The organism is Pseudomonas sp. Z3-6, assembly GCF_051131985.1.
Classification (GTDB): Bacteria; Pseudomonadota; Gammaproteobacteria; order Pseudomonadales; family Pseudomonadaceae; genus Aquipseudomonas; species Aquipseudomonas zanjanensis.
Genome location: NZ_CP071644.1, coordinates 4,078,028 through 4,096,899, shown reverse-complemented (window position 1 = coordinate 4,096,899; position 18,872 = coordinate 4,078,028). Strand labels below are relative to the sequence as shown.

Here is an 18,872-nt window from a genome sequence, read left to right as displayed (position 1 = left end):
TGGAGCACACAGCATGAGCGACAAAAAAGACCAAGTCCCTGGCGCGGTGGAAGCGCCCCGGGGTGTCAGCCGGCGCAGTTTTCTCGGCACCGGTGCGGTGACGGGCGCGGTGCTGGCCGGCGCCACGGCGCTGGGCGCCGGGACGTTCACCCGCGAGTCCTGGGCAGCGGCGGCCAAGGAAGCCAAGTCCAAGATCCACGTCGGGCCCGGTGAGTTGGACGAATACTACGGGTTCTGGAGCGGCGGCCACCAAGGCGAGGTGCGGGTGCTGGGTGTGCCGTCGATGCGCGAGCTGATGCGCATCCCGGTGTTCAACGTCGATTCGGCCACCGGCTGGGGCCTAACCAACGAGAGCAAGCGCATCCTCGGTGACAGCGCCAAATACCAGAACGGCGACTGCCACCACCCGCACATCTCCATGACCGACGGCAAGTACGACGGCAAATACCTGTTCATCAATGACAAGGCCAACTCCCGGGTCGCGCGCATTCGCCTGGACATCATGAAGTGCGACAAGATCCTCACCGTGCCCAACGTCCAGGCCATCCACGGCCTGCGCCTGCAGAAGGTGCCGTACACCAAGTACGTGTTCGCCAACGCCGAGTTCGTGATCCCGCACCCCAACGACGGCCATACCTTCGACCTGCAGGACAAAAACAGCTTCACGATGTTCAACGCCATTGATGCCGAAAAAATGGAAATGGCCTTCCAGGTGATCGTCGACGGCAACCTGGACAACTCCGACGCCGACTACACCGGCAAATACGCCGCCAGCACCTGCTACAACTCCGAGAAGGCCTACGACCTGGGCGGCATGATGCGCAACGAGCGCGACTGGGTGGTGGTGTTCAACATCCCGCGGATCGAGGCGGCAATCAAGGCCGGCAAATTCATCACCCTGGACGGTTCCAAGGTGCCGGTGGTCGATGGCCGCAAGACCGACGGCAAGGACTCCGAGTTCACTCGCTACATTCCGGTGCCGAAGAACCCCCACGGGCTCAATACCTCGTCGGACGGCAAGTACTTCATCGCCAACGGCAAGTTGTCGCCCACGGTCTCGATGATCGCCATCGACCGTCTTGATGATTTGTTCAATGACCGTTACAAGGATCCGCGCGAAGTGATCGTCGCCGAGCCCGAATTGGGGCTGGGGCCGCTGCACACCACGTTCGACGGGCGCGGCAACGCCTACACGACCTTGTTCATCGACAGCCAGGTGGTGAAGTGGAACATGGACGAAGCCATCCGCGCCTACAAGGGCGAGAAGGTCAACTACATCAAGCAGAAACTCGACGTCCAGTACCAGCCGGGCCACAACCATGCGTCCCTCACCGAAACCAGCGAGGCGGACGGCAAGTGGCTGGTGGTGTTGTGCAAATTCTCCAAGGACCGCTTCCTGCCCACCGGCCCGTTGCACCCGGAGAACGATCAGCTGATCGACATTTCCGGTGAAGAGATGAAGCTGGTGCACGACGGCCCGGCCTTCGCCGAACCCCATGACTGCATTCTCGCGCGGCGCGACCAGATCAAGACCCAGAAAATCTGGAACCGCAACGATCCGTTCTTCGCCGACACCGTGGCCCTGGCGAAGAAGGACGGCATCAACCTCGAAACCGACAACAAGGTCATCCGCGACGGCAATAAGGTGCGGGTGTACATGACCTCGATGGCGCCGGCCTATGGCCTGACGGAGTTCACCGTCAAGCAAGGCAACGAGGTGACCGTGACCATCACCAACATCGACCAGATCGAAGACGTGTCCCACGGTTTTGTCATGACCAACCACGGCGCCAGCATGGAGATCAGCCCGCAACAGACCTCATCCATCACCTTCACCGCCGACAAGGCCGGCTTGCATTGGTACTACTGCAGTTGGTTCTGCCACGCGCTGCACATGGAAATGGTCGGACGCATGCTGGTTGAGAAAGCCTGAGTCATTCATCAAGGAGACAGGCGCAATGACCGGGAAAACGCAGCAAGCAAACGTTCGTCGACCGGTCATTGCCCTGGTGTCCTGCCTGCTGTCGGGCGGTGCGTTCGGCGCGCCGCAACCGATGACGAATCTGCCTTTGCAGGCTGAGGGCGAGCAGCACTGGCGCCTGCCTGCGGGGCACTACCAAGGCTCGTTCAGTATCGATCAGCCGATGACGCTCACTTGCGCACCAGAGGCGGTATTCGAGGCGCAAGGCGAGGGCAATGGCTTGATCATTCGCGCGCCAAACGTGCAGGTCCAGGGCTGCACCTTCCTGGACTGGGGCCACGACCTTACGGCCATGAACGCCGCCGTGTTCATCCAGCCCGGGGCAACAGGCGCCGTGGTGCGCGGTAATCGGATGCAAGGCCAGGGCTTCGGCATCTGGGTCGATGGCACGCGGGACGTCAGCCTGATCGACAACCGCATCCAGGGCGACCCCAGCCTGCGCTCCCAGGACCGAGGCAATGGCATCCATTTGTATGCGGTGTACGGCGCCCGGGTCATCGGTAATCAGGTGCGCGAAACCCGTGACGGCATCTACATCGACACCTCCAATGGCAACCTGCTCCAGGGCAATACGCTGGAGGATCTGCGCTACGGCGTGCATTACATGTTCGCCAACGATAACCGCCTGCTGGACAACGTCACCCGGCGTACCCGCACCGGTTATGCCTTGATGCAAAGCCGCCAATTGACGGTGATCGGCAATCGCTCCGAACAGGACCAGAACTACGGGATCCTGATGAACTACATCACTTATTCCACCCTGCGCGACAACTTCGTCAGCGACGTGCGCGACGGGTCCACCGGCGACACCATGATCAGCGGCGCCGAGGGCAAGGCCCTGTTCATCTACAACTCGTTGTTCAACCGCATCGAAGGCAACCATTTCGAGCGCAGCGCCGTGGGCATCCACCTGACGGCCGGCTCGGAGGACAACCGCATCGCCGGCAATGCCTTCGTCCACAACCAGCGCCAGGTCAAATACGTGGCCACGCGGTTGCAGGAGTGGTCGGCGGACGGGCGCGGCAATTATTGGAGCGATTACCTGGGTTGGGATCGCAACGGCGACGGCCTGGGGGATGTGGCCTATGAACCCAACGACAACGTCGATCGCCTGCTGTGGCTGTATCCCCAGGTGCGGTTGTTGATGAACAGTCCGGGGATCGAACTGCTGCGCTGGGTGCAGCGGGCCTTCCCGGTGATGAAATCTCCCGGGGTGATGGACAGCCATCCGCTGATGGAAACCCCTGTCCAGCCCCCACCACGCAACAGTGCCCAGGAGAACGCGTCTTGAACGTCGTCGAGATCGAAGGGGTCAGCCAGCGTTATGGCAATGTCGCCGTGCTGCGCGGGCTGGACTTGACCCTGGCCCAAGGCGAGGTGCTCGGGTTGTTCGGGCACAACGGTGCGGGCAAGACCACCACCATGAAGTTGATCCTCGGTTTGCTGCGGGCCAGCGAGGGGGAGGTGCGTGTCTTCGGTCGCGCACCCAGCGACCCGAGTGTGCGGCAGATGCTCGGTTATCTGCCCGAGAACGTGATGTTCTACCCGCAGTTGAGCGGGCTGGAAACCTTGCGCCATTTCGCCCGGCTCAAAGGCGCGGCACCGGAGCAGGTGGAGCGTCTGCTGGAGGAAGTGGGGCTGGCGAGCGCCGCCAGGCGGCGCGTGAGGACCTATTCCAAGGGCATGCGCCAGCGCCTCGGCCTGGCCCAGGCGCTGCTCGGCCAGCCGCGTTTGTTATTGCTGGACGAACCGACCGTGGGCCTGGACCCCATCGCCACCCAGGACCTCTATCAACTGCTCGACCGCCTGCGTTGGCAGGGCACCAGCATCATTCTCTGCTCGCACGTGTTGCCGGGGGTGGAAGCGCACATCAACCGCGCCGCGATTCTTACCCGGGGTCGGCTGTTGGCCCTGGGCAGCCTGGCCCGGCTGCGGGAGGACGCCGGGCTGCCGACGCTGATCCGCGCCTCGGGCCTGTCACGGGCCGACTGGCTTCGCCAGCATTGGCGCAGCGAAGGGCATGCCACCCAGGGCTGGGGCGCGGAAGGGGTGCAGGTGTCCGCGCCGGACGGCAGCAAACTGAAATTGCTGCGCCAGTTGCTGGCCCAGGACGACCCGACGGATGTCGAGATCAAGCCGCCGTCCCTGGAGGATCTGTACCGTCATTACATGGTCTGTGCCGCCGCCGAGGAGGCCAGCCTATGAACCCGGTCTGGAACATGGCCCGCAAGGAATTCAGCGATGGCCTGCGCAATCGCTGGTTGTTGGCGATCAGCCTGTTGTTCGCGGTGTTGGCGATCGGCATCGCCTGGCTCGGCGCGGCGGCATCCGGTCAGTTGGGGTTTACCTCGGTGCCCGCCACGGTGGCGAGCCTGTCCAGCCTGGCGACGTTCCTGATGCCGCTGATTGCCTTGCTGCTGGCCTACGACGCGATTGTCGGCGAGGACGAGAACGGCACGCTGCTGCTGTTGCTGACCTACCCGTTGGGGCGCGGTCAATTGCTGCTGGGCAAGTTTGTCGGGCACGGCTTGATCCTGGCCCTGGCCACCTTCATCGGCTTTGGCTGCGCGATGCTGGCCATCGCTCTGTTGGTGGACGATGTTCAGTTGAGCCTGCTGCTCTGGGCCTTCGGCCGGTTCATGTTGTCCAGCACGCTGCTGGGCTGGGTGTTCCTCGGGCTGGCCTATGTGCTGAGCAGCGTGTCGGCAGAGAAATCCACCGCCGCCGGATTGGCGCTCGGGGTGTGGTTTTTCTTCGTGCTGGTGTTCGACCTGGCCTTGCTGGCGCTGCTGGTGCTGAGCGAGGGGCGGTTCAGCCCGGAGCTGCTGCCATGGTTGCTGCTGTTCAATCCTACGGACGTGTATCGGCTGATCAACCTAACTGGGTTCGATGCGGCTTCCAGCGGTGCCGCGGTGTTGACCCTGGGCAGCGATTTGCCGGTGTCGGCGCCTTTGCTCTGGTTGTGCCTGGGCCTGTGGATGGCAATCCCGTTGTGGCTGGCCTATCGGTTGTTCAATCGCCGGTGCCCGTGAATGTCTGATCTTGATCAAGGGAGCATGCAACGATGAATAGAGTGTCTTTGAAGACGGGCCGCCTCTTGGCCGGGTTATTGATGTGCCTGGCGTTGGCGGCGTGCGACAAGGCCGAGCCACTTGCGGCCAGCGAGGCGGCGCTGGCGTTCCATTCCAGTGATGAGTGCCATGTGTGCGGCATGGTCATCACTGACTTTCCCGGGCCCAAGGGCGCGGCGGTCGGGACAGGAGGCGTGAAGAAGTTCTGCTCGCCGGCGGAAATGCTGGGTTGGTGGTTGCAGCCGGAAAACCATCGGGCCGACGTCAAGCTGTATGTCCACGACATGGGGCGCAGCCATTGGGATGCGCCGGATGATGCCCATCTGATCGACGCCCGTACTGCGTACTTCGTCATTGGCAGCGGGCTCAAAGGCGCCATGGGCGTGGTATTGGCTTCGTACTCCGATCCCCAGGCGGCAGAAAAACTGGCGAGCGATACCGGCGGCCGGGTGCTGCGCCTGGAAGACATCGACCAGAAACTGCTGGGGCAGGTGAGCGCCATGGCGCCGATGAACCACTGATATTGCCCGCGTACCGAACCGCTCTATTGCCAGCACCGAACCGCTTTTTGTGGCGAGGGAGCTTGCTCCCGCTGGGATGCGCAGCAGCCCCAAGGCCAGGCGCCGCGGTGTGTCGGGCTGGTGTCGTCAGCCTCATGGGGGCGCTTCGCGCCCCAGCGGGAGCAAGCTCCCTCGCCACAAAAGCGGCCTTCATCTTGCTGGACGTCCGGGTGTGCTCACGGATGGGGAGTTTAGTTTTTGAAGAAGTGGAACGCGGAGCGTCCCTGGCGACATTCCCACGCAGGAGCGAGGGAACGATCGACAGCCCCTGAAACACGGCTGAACGGCTGTTGTGGCGAGGGAGCTTGCTCCCGCTGGGATGCGCAGCAGCCCCAAGGCCAGGCGCCGCGGTGTGTCGGGCTGGTGTCGTCAGCCTCATGGGGGCGCTTCGCGCCCCAGCGGGAGCAAGCTCCCTCGCCACAAAAGCGGCCTTCATCTTGCTGGACGTCCGGGTGTGCTCACGGATGGGGAGTTTAGTTTTTGAAGAAGTGGAACGCGGAGCGTCCCTGGCGACATTCCAACGCAGGAGCGAGGGAACGATCGACAGCCCCTGAAACACGGCTGAACGGCTGTTGTGGCGAGGGAGCTTGCTCCCGCTGGGATGCGCAGCAGCCCCAAGGCCAGGCGCCGCGGTGTGTCAGGCTGGTGTCGTCAGTCTCATGGGGGCGCTTCGCGCCCCAGCGGGAGCAAGCTCCCTCGCCACAAAAGCGGCCTTCATCTTGCTGGACGTCGGGGTGTGCTCACGGATGGGGAGTTTAGTTTTTGAAGAAGTGGAACGCGGAGCGTCCCTGGCGACATTCCCACGCAGGAGCGAGGGAACGATCGACAGCCCCTGAAACACGGCTGAACGGCTGTTGTGGCGAGGGAGCTTGCTCCCGCTGGGATGCGCAGCAGCCCCAAGGCCAGGCGCCGCGGTGTGTCGGGCTGGTGTCGTCAGCCTCATGGGGGCGCTTCGCGCCCCAGCGGGAGCAAGCTCCCTCGCCACAAAAGCGGCCTTCATCTTGCTGGACGTCGGGGTGTGCTCACGGATGGGGAGTTTAGTTTTTGAAGAAGTGGAACGCGGAGCGTCCCTGGCGACATTCCCACGCAGGAGCGAGGGAACGATCGACAGCCCCTGAAACACGGCTGAACGGCTGTTGTGGCGAGGGAGCTTGCTCCCGTTGGGATGCGCAGCAGCCCCAAGGCCAGGCGCCGCGGTGTGTCGGGCTGGTGTCGTCAGCCTCATGGGGGCGCTTCGCACCCCAGCGGGAGCAAGCTCCCTCGCCACAAAAGCGGCCTTCATCTTGCTGGACGTCCGGGTGTGCTCACGGATGGGGAGTTTAGTTTTTGAAGAAGTGGAACGCGGAGCGTCCCTGGCGACATTCCCACGCAGGAGCGAGGGAACGATCGACAGCCCCTGAAACACGGCTGAACGGCTGTTGTGGCGAGGGAGCTTGCTCCCGCTGGGATGCGCAGCAGCCCCAAGGCCAGGCGCCGCGGTGTGTCGGGCTGGTGTCGTCAGCCTCATGGGGGCGCTTCGCGCCCCAGCGGGAGCAAGCTCCCTCGCCACAAAGGTATTCCAAACCAGGAGGAGGGCGCGCGGTGCGCATCACCTTCTCATCCCATGGAAGTGTCCACCCACTACCCAAGTAGCATTCGTCGCCCCGGCGCGGCTTCGTACACTCAGGGCTCCTATCACGCACCCGCCGGAGGCGATGATGCAGCAGAGCGAAGGTGTGGTGAGCGCCATGTCCCAGGCGACCGACGTCCAGCAGGTGGCCCAGGCGCTGGCGCGGCAGTTGTTGCACCCGCACCTGGGTTTCGTGCTGTTTTTCTGTTCCGCCGAATACGACTTGCCGGCCCTGGGCCAGGCGCTGTCCCAGAGTTTCGGCGGGATTCGCCTGGTGGGCTGCACCAGCGCCGGGGAAATCACCGCCCAGGGCTACGGTCGCAACTGCGTGACGGCGGTGGGGTTCGATCATCGACACTTTTCCATTGCCGCCGAGCTGATCGGTGAAATGGAGCACTTCAGCCTGATCGACGCCCAGCAAATGGTCGAGCGCCTGGCCAGCGGCTGTCGCAGCAACGCCTTGGCGCCGATCAAGGGCCACAGTTTCGCCCTGACCCTGCTCGACGGCCTGTCCAGCCGCGAGGAAATGGTGCTGGCGGCCTTGAGCGCCGCGTTGGGGGATATCCCGCATTTCGGCGGCTCGGCCGGCGATGACAACTACCTGACCCACACCCACGTCTACTTCGAAGGCCAGTTCCACAGTGGCGCGGCCGTGGTGGTGCTGATCAACACCTGGCTGGAGTTCGAGGTCTTCACCACCCACCACATCCTGCCCCGGGACGAGAAACTGGTGGTGACCGGCGCCGACAGTGCTTCGCGCCGGGTCTATGAGCTCAACGCCGAACCCGCCGCCGAGGAATACGCCCGGCACATCGGCGTCCCAGTGAGCGCCCTCGACTACCGAGTCTTCGCCGCCCATCCCCTGGCGGTGCGGATCAACGACCAGTACTACGTGCGGGCGATCCAGCAGGTGCACCCGGACCTGAGCCTGAGTTTCTACTGTGCGGTGGAGAACGGCATCGTCCTCACCGCGATGACGCCCGGTCCCTTGCTGCACAACCTGCAAACACTGTTCGACGGTTTGCAGGCACGCCTCGGCGACTTGCTGCTGACCATCGGCTGCGATTGCTTCCTGCGGCGCCTGGAGCTGGAAGACCGCGGCGGCCTGGAACAGATCGGCGAATTCCTGCGCGAACAACGGGTGATGGGGTTCAACACCTATGGAGAACAGTTCAATGGCATGCACATCAACCAGACGTTCACCGGAGTTGCCATTGCCCGACATCGCGTTCCCGGCCATCGCTGACCTGCAGGTCCAGCTCGCCAGCCTGCAACACGAAAACCGCAAGTTGCGGCGCATCAACGCGGCGCTGATCGAGCGGGTGGAGTCCGGCGTGACCCGCGGCAACGACCCCTATGCGGCGTTCCAGCACTCGGTGGTGCTGGCCGAGCAGGTGCGTGAGCGCACCGACGCGCTGAACCAGGCCATGGCCGAGCTCAAGGCCGGCAATCACTTGCTGGGCGAGGCGCGACTGCGGGCGGAAACTGCCCACCGGCACCTGATCGACGCCATCGAGAGCATCTCCGATGCGTTTGTGCTGTTCGACGAGCAGCAACGCATCGTCCTGTTCAACAGCCGCTTCAAGGCCTTCTGGGCCAACAGTCGGGTGCGCATCATCGCCGGGATGCGTCTTTCCGAGGTCAAGCGCTTGATGACCGCCAACGGCTTGTTCAGCGAAGAGCCCCGCGGCCAGGCCGACGAGCATGTGTTGTATCGCTTGCAGGACGGACGCTGGCTGCAAGTCAGCGAGCGGCCGACCCAGGAAGGCGGGCGAGTGATCCTGTTTACTGACATCACCGACGTCAAGCTCAGCGAAACCGTGCTCCGCGAGCAGGCCATCGCGCAGAAGTCCCACCTGTTGCAGCGGGCGGTGGACAACCTGTCCCAGGGTGTGGCGATGGTCAATGCCCAAGGTGTGCTGGAGCTGTGGAACCGGCGCTTCCTTGAACTCAGTGGCCTGGCCCCGGTGGCGGCCCACCGGCCCTTCAACGAAGTGATCGGCGACAGTGAACTGCAGCTGCTGACCCCGGCCAGTCGCGACAGCAACGGCCGGTTGATCCATGAATGCGAGCAGCGCCTGTCCGATGGCCGCGTCTTGGAAATCCGCACGCATCCATTGCCCACCGGCGGCTACGTCAACACGTTTACTGACATCACCGAGCGCTACCAGCACGCCGAGGCACTGAGCGAAAGCGAGCGCTGGATCCGCCTGATCACCGACCATGTGCCGGCGCTGATCGCCTACCTCAACGCCGACCTGGTCTACGAATTCACCAACAAGGTCTATGAGCAGTGGTATTGCTGGCCCCGTGGCGTGATGCTCGGCCAGAGCCTGCGTGAAGCCCACAGCGAGCAGCATTACCAGCGCCTGGAAGCCTACGTGGCCCGGGCATTGGCGGGCGAGAGCGTCACCTTCGAATTCGCCGAGACCAACATCAACAACCAGGAGCGCTACATGCTGCGCTCCTACGTGCCGAACCGCCTGGCCAACGGCGAAGTGGTCGGGATCTTCGTGCTGATCCGCGACATCACCGAACGCCGCCGCACCGCCGAGGCATTGCACCAGGCTTACCAGAACCTGGAACAGCGAGTCCAGGAGCGCACGGCCGAACTGACCACCCTCAACGACCAGTTGCTGCGGGAGATCGACGAGCGCAGCCGAGTGGAATTGCGCCTGCGGGAGGCCAAGCGCGAGGCTGAGCAAGCCAACCTGTCGAAGACCAAGTTTCTCGCAGCGGTCAGCCATGACCTGCTGCAACCGCTCAACGCCGCACGCTTGTTCACCAGTGCCCTGCTCGAACGTCGCGAGCCGGTGGCCAACGCGCAATTGGTGCGCAACGTCAGCAATTCGCTGCAGGACGTCGAGAACCTGCTGGGCACCCTGGTGGACATTTCCAAGCTGGACGCCGGGGTGATCAAGGCCGATGTCGCGCCGTTCGGCCTTAGCGAGTTGCTGGACAACCTGGCCGCCGAATACGCCCAGATCGCCCGCAGCGAAGGGCTGGAGCTGCACTATGTCGGCTGTTCGGTGCTGGTGCGCAGCGACATGCAATTGCTCGCGCGGATCCTGCGCAACCTGCTGAGCAATGCCATTCGCTACACCCCCAGCGGTCGGGTGGTGCTGGGCTGCCGGAGGTATCGCCAGCGCGTGTCGATCCAAGTCTGGGACAGCGGCATCGGCATTGCCGAGAATCGCTTGGAGGAAATATTCCAGGAATTCAAGCGCGGCGACGTCCAGCGCCCGAACCAGGACCGTGGGTTGGGCCTGGGCCTGGCGATTGTCGAGAAAATCGCCGGGATCCTCGGACACCGGATCCAGGTGCGCTCCTGGCCGGGCAAGGGCTCGATGTTCGCCATCGACGTGCCACTGAGCGCCACCGCACCCAAGCCGTTGCCGTGCCTGGACATGAGTGAGCCGATGCTGGAAAAACTGCGGGGGGCACGGGTCTGGGTGCTGGATAACGATGCGGCGATCTGCGCCGGCATGCGCACCTTGCTGGAGGGCTGGGGTTGCCAGGTGGTGACGGCGTTGTCGGAGCAGGACCTGGCCCGCCAAGTGGACAACTACCACGCCGAGGCCGACCTGCTGATCGCCGATTATCACCTGGACCACGATCAGAACGGTGTGGACGCCGTGGCCCGGATCAACGCCCGCCGGGCCTCACCGATCCCGGCCATGATGATCACCGCCAACTACAGCAACGAACTCAAGCAGCAGATCCGCGAGCGCGGCCACACCCTGATGCACAAGCCGGTGCGGCCGATGAAACTCAAGATTGCGATGAGTCATCTGCTAGGCCAATCCCAGGGCCATTGAACCGAACGGCTTTTGTGGCGAGGGAGCTTGCTCCCGCTGGGGCGCGAAGCGGCCCCAAAATCCAGACACCTCGGTGTGTCAGGCTTGTTCAGAATGGGGCTGCTTCAGCCCAGCGGGAGCAAGCTCCCTCGCCACGGGGGTGTACACCTGTCCCTATAGTGTTCAGCTGATCAACGCCGCAAATAAGCCCCGAAATCAATATCCCCGGCACTGAGGATCGCCTGCACCCGGTTGTGCACATTGAGCTTGCGCAGGATCGCCGAGACGTGGGCCTTGACCGTGGTTTCGGCGATGTCCAGGGTGTAGGCGATCTGCTTGTTCGACTCGCCCTTGGTCATGCGTTCGAGCACCAGCAGTTGCTTGCGGGTCAGGGCCTGGAGCAGCTCCGGTGGGAATGCCGGGGTTTCGTTCAGGCGGCGGCCCGTCGGGCTTTTTTGCGTGCGGATGATGTCGGGCGGCAGGTACACGTTGCCGTTGAGGATCTGTTCGATGGCGTCGGTCATTTGCGAGCGTGGCGAGGATTTGGTGATGAAACCCACCGCGCCATAGGTGATGGCCTGCAACACCACTTGCTTGTCCTGCTCGGCAGAAACGATCACCACGGGGATCGTTGGTGCTTCGTTGCGCAGGTTGATCAGGCCATTGAGCCCGTGCATGCCGGGCATGTTCAGGTCCAGCAGGATCAGGTCCAGGTCGTCGTGCTCGGCGGTCAACGCCAGGGCACTGTCGAGGTCGGCGGTCTCCATGACCTTGCTGCCAGGAAAACCGTCGCTGATGACGTTGTGGATGGCTTCGCGAAACAGTGGGTGATCGTCGGCTATCAGGATTTTATACATGGCCATTCACCTCGTTATTGTCGTGTGGGGCAGGGCAGTTGCACGCATTTCTTGCGTTCAGGGAAAGGGTTCGGGCCGCGCCGCTTGCAGGGGCAGGTTCGCCGCCTCCCAGGCGTCCAGGCCATCGCGGTACCAATACAAATGCTTATAGCCCATGGCAGCGGCGCGTTTTACCGCGTTCCAGCTCAGCCAGCAATCCGAGCGGCAATAAAAGACCAGCGGTCGCTCCAGCCGCCCGCCGGTGGCCGTGCGCAGGTGATGGCTGAAGTAGTCCTGCCAGGTCGGGTCGAGATCGCCATCCCCGGTATTGGCCAGCCACAGACTGCCGGGGAGGTTGGCATGAGGTTCGTTGTCGATGAAACGTCCCTGGACCCATGGACGACGGTAGACGTCGATCAGCAGCGGGGGCTGGGCTTGATCGAGCAGGCGTTGCAGGGTTTGGGTGTCGAGGGTCTGGGCTCCGTCGACGGTGGTGGGCGTCGGGCTGCGGTATTGGGCGATGCGATAGCCCTGGGCTGAAAACAGCGCGGTCTCGGCCTGCGCGATATTCAGCGCCAGGCCCAGCAGGAGGATCGCCAGCAAACGGGGCATAGGATTTATCCTTTTTGTTATGCGCCCATTACATGCCAGGGTCGAGGTCTTGTGAATGCGACCATAGACAGGAAAACCGGTACTAAAGTAGTAATTTCGGTCTTTAAGACAAGTGTGATCCTGAAGTCATGCACGGTCTCTGTGGGAGCGAGCCTGCTCGCGATAGCGGTCCCCCAGTCACATTTTTACTTGCTGAACCACCGCAATCGCGAGCAGGCTCGCTCCCACAGGGAGGTTCACCCACAGGGGGATTTGTGCGGAGCAGTTCAGCTGGCCTTGCGCAACGCCGCATGCTGCGGATTGAACGTCCACACCGCCAACAGCGCGAACACCAGGGTCAAGCCCACGCACACCGCCATCGCCAGCAGGTTGAACTGCTCATACAGCGCATAACGCACCAACTCCACGCCATGGGTGAACGGGCTGACCGCGCAGAGCCAGTACAGCCACGGGCTGGCTTCCTGCATTTTCCACAGCGGGTACAGCGCCGAGGACAGGAAGAACATCGGGAAGATCACGAAATTCATCACCCCGGCGAAGTTCTCCAGTTGCCGGATGGCATTGGACAACAACAGGCCCAGGGCACTGAGCATCAGCGCTACCAACAGCAGGGCCGGCAAGGCCAGCAGCAGGCCCATGGCCGGCGGTTGGATGCCGTACAGCCAGGCGATGGCGAGAAAGGCATAGACCTGCAACAGCGAGATCAGCGAGGTCGCCAGCAACTTGCTCGCCAGCAGGAACGCCCGGGGCAGGGGACTGGTAAGCAGCACGCGCATGCTGCCCATTTCCCGATCGTAGACCATCGACAGCGAGCCCTGCATGCCGTTGAACAACAGGATCATGCAGGCCAGCCCCGGCACGATGTATACCTCGTAGGGGATGTAGGTGTCGTAGGGGGCGATGATGGCGATGCCCAGTGCCGCGCGAAAGCCGGCGGCGAACACCAGCAGCCACAGCAGTGGCCGGACCAGGGCGCTGAGCAGCCGGGTGCGTTGCAGCACGAAGCGCAGCCATTCGCGCATGACGATGCCGCTGAAACAGTGCCAATACGCGCTCATGGCCGGGCTCCCGAAGCGGTCAAATGGGTGAAGGCCGAACTGAGGGTGCCGCCGTGTTCCTGGCTTACCGCGTCGGCCTGGCCGCTGGCGACCACGCGGCCCTGGTGCACGATCAACAGGTCATCGCTGGGCTGCACTTCGTCCAGCAGGTGAGTGGTCCAGAGCACGCTGATGCCTTGCTCGCGGCACAGTTGCCGGATGTGCAGGCCGAGGGCGAGGCGGCTGGTCGGATCGAGGCCGACGCTGGGTTCGTCCAGCAGCAACAAGCGCGGTTCGTGGAGCAGGGCCCGGGCGATTTCCACCCGGCGCCGATGGCCGCCGTTGAGGTCGCGCACCCGTTCATGGCGCCGCTCGATCAGGTGCTGGCGAGTCAGTTCGGCGTCGAGGCGGACGCTGCCCTGGCGTCGGGAAAAACCATGCAGCGCCAGGTGGTAGCGCAGGTTCTGTTCGATGCTCAGGTCCAGGTCCAGGGTACTTTGTTGGAACACCACACCCAACTGGCGCAAGGCCGGATGCGGAGATTTTTGCAGAGAATGACCGCCGATGCGGATCTCGCCACGCTGCAGGTCGTACAGGCGGGTGAGCAGGGCGATCAGCGTCGACTTACCAGCACCGTTGGGTCCCAGCAGCGCGGCGAAACGTCCAGCGGGCAGGCGGAAACTCATCTGCTTGAGGGCTTCCCGTGCGCCATAGGCGAAGCTCAGGTCGCTGACCTCCAGGGCGTTCATGGCGTCACCACCACACCCCATGGATAGCGTCCGACTTTCACCGACTTCAGGACTTTGCGGCGTTCTACATCGATTACCGAGACATCGCCGCTGACGCCATTGGTCGCCAGCAGTTGCTTCTGGTCTGGGGTGAACGCCAGTTGCCAGACCCGCCGGCCCACCAACAGGTAGTCCAGCACTTCGAAGGTCTTGGCGTCGATCACCGCCACATGGTTGGCCGGACCCAGGGCGACGAACGCCAGCGTGCCGTCGGCACTGAGCTTGATGCCCACCGGCTGGACCTTGTCCGGGTGCACGCCTTTGATCTGGAAGGTCAAGGTCTTGAGTACCTGGCGCGTGGCGACGTCGAGGATGGTCAAGGTGCCGCCGATCTCCGCCGAGGCCCAGAGCTGCGTGCCGTCGCGATTGAATTCGACGAAACGCGGGCGCTGGTCCACCAGGGTGTTGTCGGCCAGGGTCTGGGTACTGGTGTCGATCCAGTGCAGCATGTTCGTGGTTTCACTGGTGTTGACCGCCCACTTGCCGTCGGGGCTGACAGCCATGCCTTCGGGCTCGACCCCCACGCCGATCTGGCCCAGGACTTCGGAGGTCTGGGTGTCGATCACCGTGACCAGGGCATCGTCCTCGTTGGACACGTAGAGCCAGCGGTCGTTGGGGTGCAGGGCGAACTGCTCCGGGTCCTTGCCGGACGGCAGTTCCTTGATGATCTTGCGGGTGGCGACGTCCATCACCTGGACCCGGTCCGAGTCGCTGGCGCAGATGTACAGTAGGCGATTGTCATGGGACAGCAGCAGGCCCCGGGGACGCTGGCCTACCGGCAGGGTTTCGATGACTTCCAGGCGCTGCAGGTCGATCAGGCTCAGGCTGTTGTCTTTTTCGTTGGAGACCCAGGCGATGCTGGCGGCGGCGGGGCCGGCGGCGAGCAACGCAGCGCCCAGGGCGAGGGCTTTGCATAGCCGTGTCGGGCGGAGCTGGGCCGGGTAAATCAAGGCGCGGTGCATGGCGGTTTCCTTATTGTTGTTATCGATCAGGGGTAACGGCAGCTCACTTCGGGCTGGTCATAGCCCAGGCTGTCCATTTCATTGGAAGGGTGCAGGAAGCCGTCCTGGGGCGAAGTGCTGACCAGGGCCCGGGGCTGGACCAGGGGAATCGGCTGGCGCAGTTGGCCGTTCCACGGCCGGTAGCTGAGCTTGCGACCCTTGAAACCGTCCAGCGGCAATTGGTCGCTGAGGGCCAGTTGGCGGATGGCGAACGGGTCGTCCTGGCGCAGTTTGCTCACGGCGGCGGCGATGCTGCGCACGGCGATCCAGGCGGCGAAGTCGCGGTCGTTCATCCAGCGCCCGGCCAGGGCTTCGAAGCGTTTTTGCAACTGCGCCGCGCCGTAGGTTTCCACGGTCTTGTGCCAGCCGGTGGGCGTCAGCCCTTGGGTGCCGGCCACCGGGCGCGGGTACCAGGTCTGGTAGGGCAGGTATTCACCGAAGTCGCCGCGTTCGTCGGCCACCAGCACCACGTCGTACTCGGCGGTCTGGGTGAACAGCGGCATGTCGGCCTGGGCGCTGCGGCGCTGGTCGTTGTCGAACTGCCAGGCCTTCTCGGCGACGGTCTTCATGCCGAAGCGTTTCATGGCCCGGCGCAATGCGGCGGCGTACGCCTGGTCCTCGGGCATCTGGCCGACGACCAGCAAGGCCCGCTGCCATTTGCGCACGACGCTGAACTGCACGAGGGCATCGGCGAGCATGGCGCGGTCGGGCAGGCTGTGCAGCACGTTGCCCAGGCAGTCGGTGGTGCGCAGGCTGTCGTCGGGGCTGCCAGCATTGAACAGCAGGCTGTCGGGCAGGGCGGCGCTGAGATCGCGCATGCTGCTGGCCGGTGCGTTGACCACGAACAACCGCAGGCCCTGGTCGTGTTGGGTTCGGGCGGCTTGGAGCAGGGCTTCGGGCGTGTCGACGCTTGCGCTTTCCAGCCGGTAGTCGTGCTTGAGGAAGCGCCCGGTGCTGTTGCTGTCGACGATCGCCAGCTCAGCGCCGCGCAAGCCGGCATCGGCCGGTTCGGCGATGACATTGGAGAGCAGCGGGCCCGGGTCGGGGCGATAACCCAGGTAGCCGATACGCACTTGCAACGGCGCGGCATCGCCGGCGTGAGCGGTTGTCGCTGCCAGCAGAAAAACCAGGGCGTAACTGACGAGCCGGCGCATGACGTCCTCCATTGCGGGTAGCGCCAGCATAGGAAGGCCACGGCCAAGGGGAAATATGCAGAAAGTACCGCCGGGGCAGTACCAAGGTAGTAACTCACCTTGGCGGCCGGGGTTTTAGGATGCAAGGCAATCGTCATTGACCAGGAGTGGACAGACCATGCGGATTCTCAAAGCGCTGCTGCTGCCGTTCCTGTTGATCCTGAGTTTGGTCGGGGTGGATCGGTTGCCTGAACCCTATAAACACCCACAACCCCCTGTGGGAGCGGGCTTGCTCGCGAAGGGGGCCGTACTGTCGACACCTATGCTAACTGATCCACCGCTTTCGCGAGCAAGCCCGCTCCCACAAGGGATCTGTGGCGTGCATATGAATTGCGAGTTCATTCCGGAAATGGGCCACTGAACATGTCAGCCCTCTGGCGAATCAACCTCTGGGTTTGCGCCTTCTTCGCCCTGGTAACCCTGGCCTGTGCCGTCCTGCTGCTGCACCAGGCCACGGCCGATGTGAAACGCGAATTGCAATCGGCCGAGTCGGTGGTGCATTACCTGCGCGAAACCGCCGAGCGCGACCCGGCCAGTCTCCAGCCACGGTTGACCGGCAGTCTGCGTCATGTGCGGGTCCGTTGGTTGGTTCCCGGCGAGTTGTTCCCGGCGGATGAGGAAGGGGTGAAGGCCTGGCTCGGCCGCCGGCTGCTGGACGACGGCCCGGCGGCCCAGGTGGTGGATTTGCCTGACGGTCGACGGGCGTGGATTGCCGTCGATCCACGGGATGAAATCGACGAAATCCTCGATTCATTGGTGCAATTGTTGTACGTCTGCGCCTTGGCGCTGTTGCTCAGCCTGTTGGTGATCCGCTGGGCCGTACGCCGTGGCATGCGTTTGCTCGACGAGCTACTGCAAGCGCTGCGCCAGGTGTCTGCGGGAAACCTGCAGGTGCGCCTGGGCACTGAAGGTGTGCCGGAGACGCAGCAACTGGCGGGGCATTTCAATCGCATGACCGCTGCCTTGGCCGAGGCCCAGGCCGATAACGCCCGGCTCACCCAGGCCTTGCTGGCGGTGCAGGAGCAGGAGCGCACCCGGCTGGCCCAGACCCTGCACGACGACCTGGGCCAATACGTGGCCGGTATTCGTGCCCGTGCCTGCCTGCTGCGGCTGGTGATGGATCAACCGCCGACGCTGGAACAGACCGTCAGCCAGCTTGAAGACCATTGCGAGCATTTGCAGCAGGGGTTCCGGGCGCTGGTGCATGACTTGTACCCGGTGGTGTTGCAGCACCTGCCGTTATGTGAAGCCATCGAGGTGTTGGCCGGGCGATGGCAGGCAACCCAGGGCATCGCCTGCCAGTTGCGGATCGATACAGCCCTGCCGCCCATGTCGGGGCCCGACAAGACCCATCTGTATCGGTTGTTGCAGGAAGCGTTGACCAACGTTGCCCGACATGCCGGTGCCACGCAGGTACGGATTCGCCTGCAACATCGCGCCGGACGCTTGCGCTTGCTGGTGCGCGACAACGGTCAGGGCGCGCCGCAACCACCGCGTGCGGGGGTGGGCCTGCACTCGATGGCCGAACGGGCACGCAGCCTTGGCGGTGAGTTGCGCGTCATCAGCCAGCCCGGTGCCGGTTGGGCGCTGGCCTTGAATATTGCCTGGGAGGCGTGATGAACATTTTGTTGGTGGATGACCATGCGGTGGTGCGGCAGGGCTATGCCAGCTTGTTGCAGGTACTGATGCCGGACCTGCGGGTCCGCGAAGCAGCCACGGGTGAAGAGGCGCTGAGCCAGGTGCAGGAGCAGGTGCCTCATCTGGTGATCATGGACTTCGGCTTGCCCGGGATCAGTGGCTTGGAAACCACCCGGCGGCTGCGCCAGCGACTGCCGCAACTGCGGGTGTTGTTCTTCAGCATGCACGACGAACTGCCGCTGGTGCGCCAGGCGCTGGATGCGGGTGCGGCGGGCTACCTGACCAAGAACTCGGCGCCCCCGGTGCTGGTGGAGGCGGTGCGCCGGGTGCTGGCCGGGCATGCCTACATCGAACAATCCCTGGCCACGCAACTGGCCTGCGCCAGCTCCCGACACGATGCCGACCCGCGCCTGCAATGCATGACCCAACGGGAATTGGAGATTTTCGTCATGCTCGCCAAGGGCACCCCGGCCCGGACCATCGCCGAGCAGCTGTGCATCAGCGCCAAGACCGTGTCCAACCACCTGACGCTGCTCAAGAGCAAGCTGCAGGTCAGTTCCCATGCCGAACTGGTGCATTTGGGGATCGATATGGGCGTGGTGCGGGTGGCCGGTTAATGTTTGATTTGAAATGCGATCACCTGTGGCGAGGGAGCTTGCTCCCGCTGGGGTGCGGAGCGCCCCCAAAACCCGGCACCTCGGTATGTCAGGCTCATTGAGTTGACCCTATTGGGGGCTGTTTCGCACCCC

Annotated in this window: 15 protein-coding genes; 9 read left to right on the top strand and 6 right to left on the bottom strand. The window is 63.7% G+C overall.

Annotated elements, in window-relative coordinates; translation table 11 throughout:
• Positions 1 to 13 precede the first annotated feature (13 nt).
• The 7 genes from nosZ (at position 14) to nahK (ending at position 11,039) form a co-directional block, all read left to right on the top strand.
• Positions 14 to 1,933 (top strand): TAT-dependent nitrous-oxide reductase, encoded by a 1,920-nt coding sequence (gene nosZ, locus J3P88_RS18120; protein WP_186710342.1) that lies wholly within the window; start codon positions 14 to 16, stop codon positions 1,931 to 1,933.
• Positions 1,934 to 1,958: 25 nt separating this feature from the next.
• Positions 1,959 to 3,272: a nitrous oxide reductase family maturation protein NosD gene (locus J3P88_RS18115; protein WP_434570739.1), complete on the top strand. Its 1,314-nt coding sequence runs from the start codon at positions 1,959 to 1,961 to the stop codon at positions 3,270 to 3,272.
• Positions 3,269 to 4,186, top strand: a complete 918-nt coding sequence (locus J3P88_RS18110; protein WP_434570737.1) for an ABC transporter ATP-binding protein — start codon at positions 3,269 to 3,271, stop codon at positions 4,184 to 4,186. The genes J3P88_RS18115 and J3P88_RS18110 overlap by 4 nt, the downstream gene beginning before the upstream one ends.
• Complete coding sequence (locus tag J3P88_RS18105) at positions 4,183 to 5,013, top strand: ABC transporter permease (RefSeq protein WP_434570735.1); 831 nt, start codon at positions 4,183 to 4,185, stop codon at positions 5,011 to 5,013. The genes J3P88_RS18110 and J3P88_RS18105 overlap by 4 nt, the downstream gene beginning before the upstream one ends.
• Positions 5,014 to 5,045: 32 nt before the next feature.
• Positions 5,046 to 5,573: a nitrous oxide reductase accessory protein NosL gene (locus J3P88_RS18100; protein ID WP_434570733.1), complete on the top strand. Its 528-nt coding sequence runs from the start codon at positions 5,046 to 5,048 to the stop codon at positions 5,571 to 5,573.
• A gap of 1,736 nt (positions 5,574 to 7,309) precedes the next feature.
• On the top strand, positions 7,310 to 8,467 hold the full coding sequence (gene nosP, locus J3P88_RS18095) for a nitric oxide-sensing protein NosP (protein ID WP_411384821.1): 1,158 nt from the start codon (positions 7,310 to 7,312) through the stop codon (positions 8,465 to 8,467).
• Positions 8,397 to 11,039: a hybrid sensor histidine kinase/response regulator NahK/ErcS' gene (gene nahK, locus J3P88_RS18090; RefSeq protein ID WP_434570731.1), complete on the top strand. Its 2,643-nt coding sequence runs from the start codon at positions 8,397 to 8,399 to the stop codon at positions 11,037 to 11,039. The genes nosP and nahK overlap by 71 nt, the downstream gene beginning before the upstream one ends.
• Positions 11,040 to 11,209: 170 nt before the next feature.
• On the opposite strand, the gene J3P88_RS18085 is transcribed toward nahK, so the two are convergent.
• The 6 genes from J3P88_RS18085 to J3P88_RS18060 all read right to left on the bottom strand — a co-directional run bounded on the left by J3P88_RS18085 (position 11,210) and on the right by J3P88_RS18060 (position 16,446).
• Positions 11,210 to 11,875, bottom strand: a complete 666-nt coding sequence (locus tag J3P88_RS18085; RefSeq protein WP_434570729.1) for a response regulator — start codon at positions 11,873 to 11,875, stop codon at positions 11,210 to 11,212.
• A gap of 57 nt (positions 11,876 to 11,932) precedes the next feature.
• The gene (locus tag J3P88_RS18080; protein ID WP_434570727.1) at positions 11,933 to 12,466 is read right to left on the bottom strand and encodes a PQQ-dependent catabolism-associated CXXCW motif protein; all 534 of its coding nucleotides are present in this window, start codon (positions 12,464 to 12,466) and stop codon (positions 11,933 to 11,935) included.
• Positions 12,467 to 12,732: 266 nt separating this feature from the next.
• Positions 12,733 to 13,524, bottom strand: a complete 792-nt coding sequence (locus tag J3P88_RS18075) for an ABC transporter permease (RefSeq protein ID WP_186731028.1) — start codon at positions 13,522 to 13,524, stop codon at positions 12,733 to 12,735.
• Positions 13,521 to 14,252 (bottom strand): ABC transporter ATP-binding protein, encoded by a 732-nt coding sequence (locus J3P88_RS18070; RefSeq protein ID WP_434570725.1) that lies wholly within the window; start codon positions 14,250 to 14,252, stop codon positions 13,521 to 13,523. The genes J3P88_RS18075 and J3P88_RS18070 overlap by 4 nt, the downstream gene beginning before the upstream one ends.
• Complete coding sequence (locus tag J3P88_RS18065) at positions 14,249 to 15,253, bottom strand: YVTN family beta-propeller repeat protein (protein WP_434570723.1); 1,005 nt, start codon at positions 15,251 to 15,253, stop codon at positions 14,249 to 14,251. The genes J3P88_RS18070 and J3P88_RS18065 overlap by 4 nt, the downstream gene beginning before the upstream one ends.
• 26 nt (positions 15,254 to 15,279) lie before the next feature.
• Positions 15,280 to 16,446, bottom strand: a complete 1,167-nt coding sequence (locus J3P88_RS18060) for a branched-chain amino acid ABC transporter substrate-binding protein (RefSeq protein ID WP_434570721.1) — start codon at positions 16,444 to 16,446, stop codon at positions 15,280 to 15,282.
• A gap of 402 nt (positions 16,447 to 16,848) precedes the next feature.
• Here J3P88_RS18060 and J3P88_RS18055 point away from each other — a divergent pair, with 402 nt between their 5' ends.
• Entirely contained in the window at positions 16,849 to 18,102 is a 1,254-nt protein-coding gene (locus tag J3P88_RS18055; protein ID WP_434570719.1) for a HAMP domain-containing sensor histidine kinase, read from the top strand.
• On the top strand, positions 18,102 to 18,740 hold the full coding sequence (locus J3P88_RS18050; protein ID WP_434570718.1) for a response regulator: 639 nt from the start codon (positions 18,102 to 18,104) through the stop codon (positions 18,738 to 18,740). Before J3P88_RS18055 ends, J3P88_RS18050 begins: the two co-directional genes overlap by 1 nt.
• Positions 18,741 to 18,872: the final 132 nt, after the last annotated feature.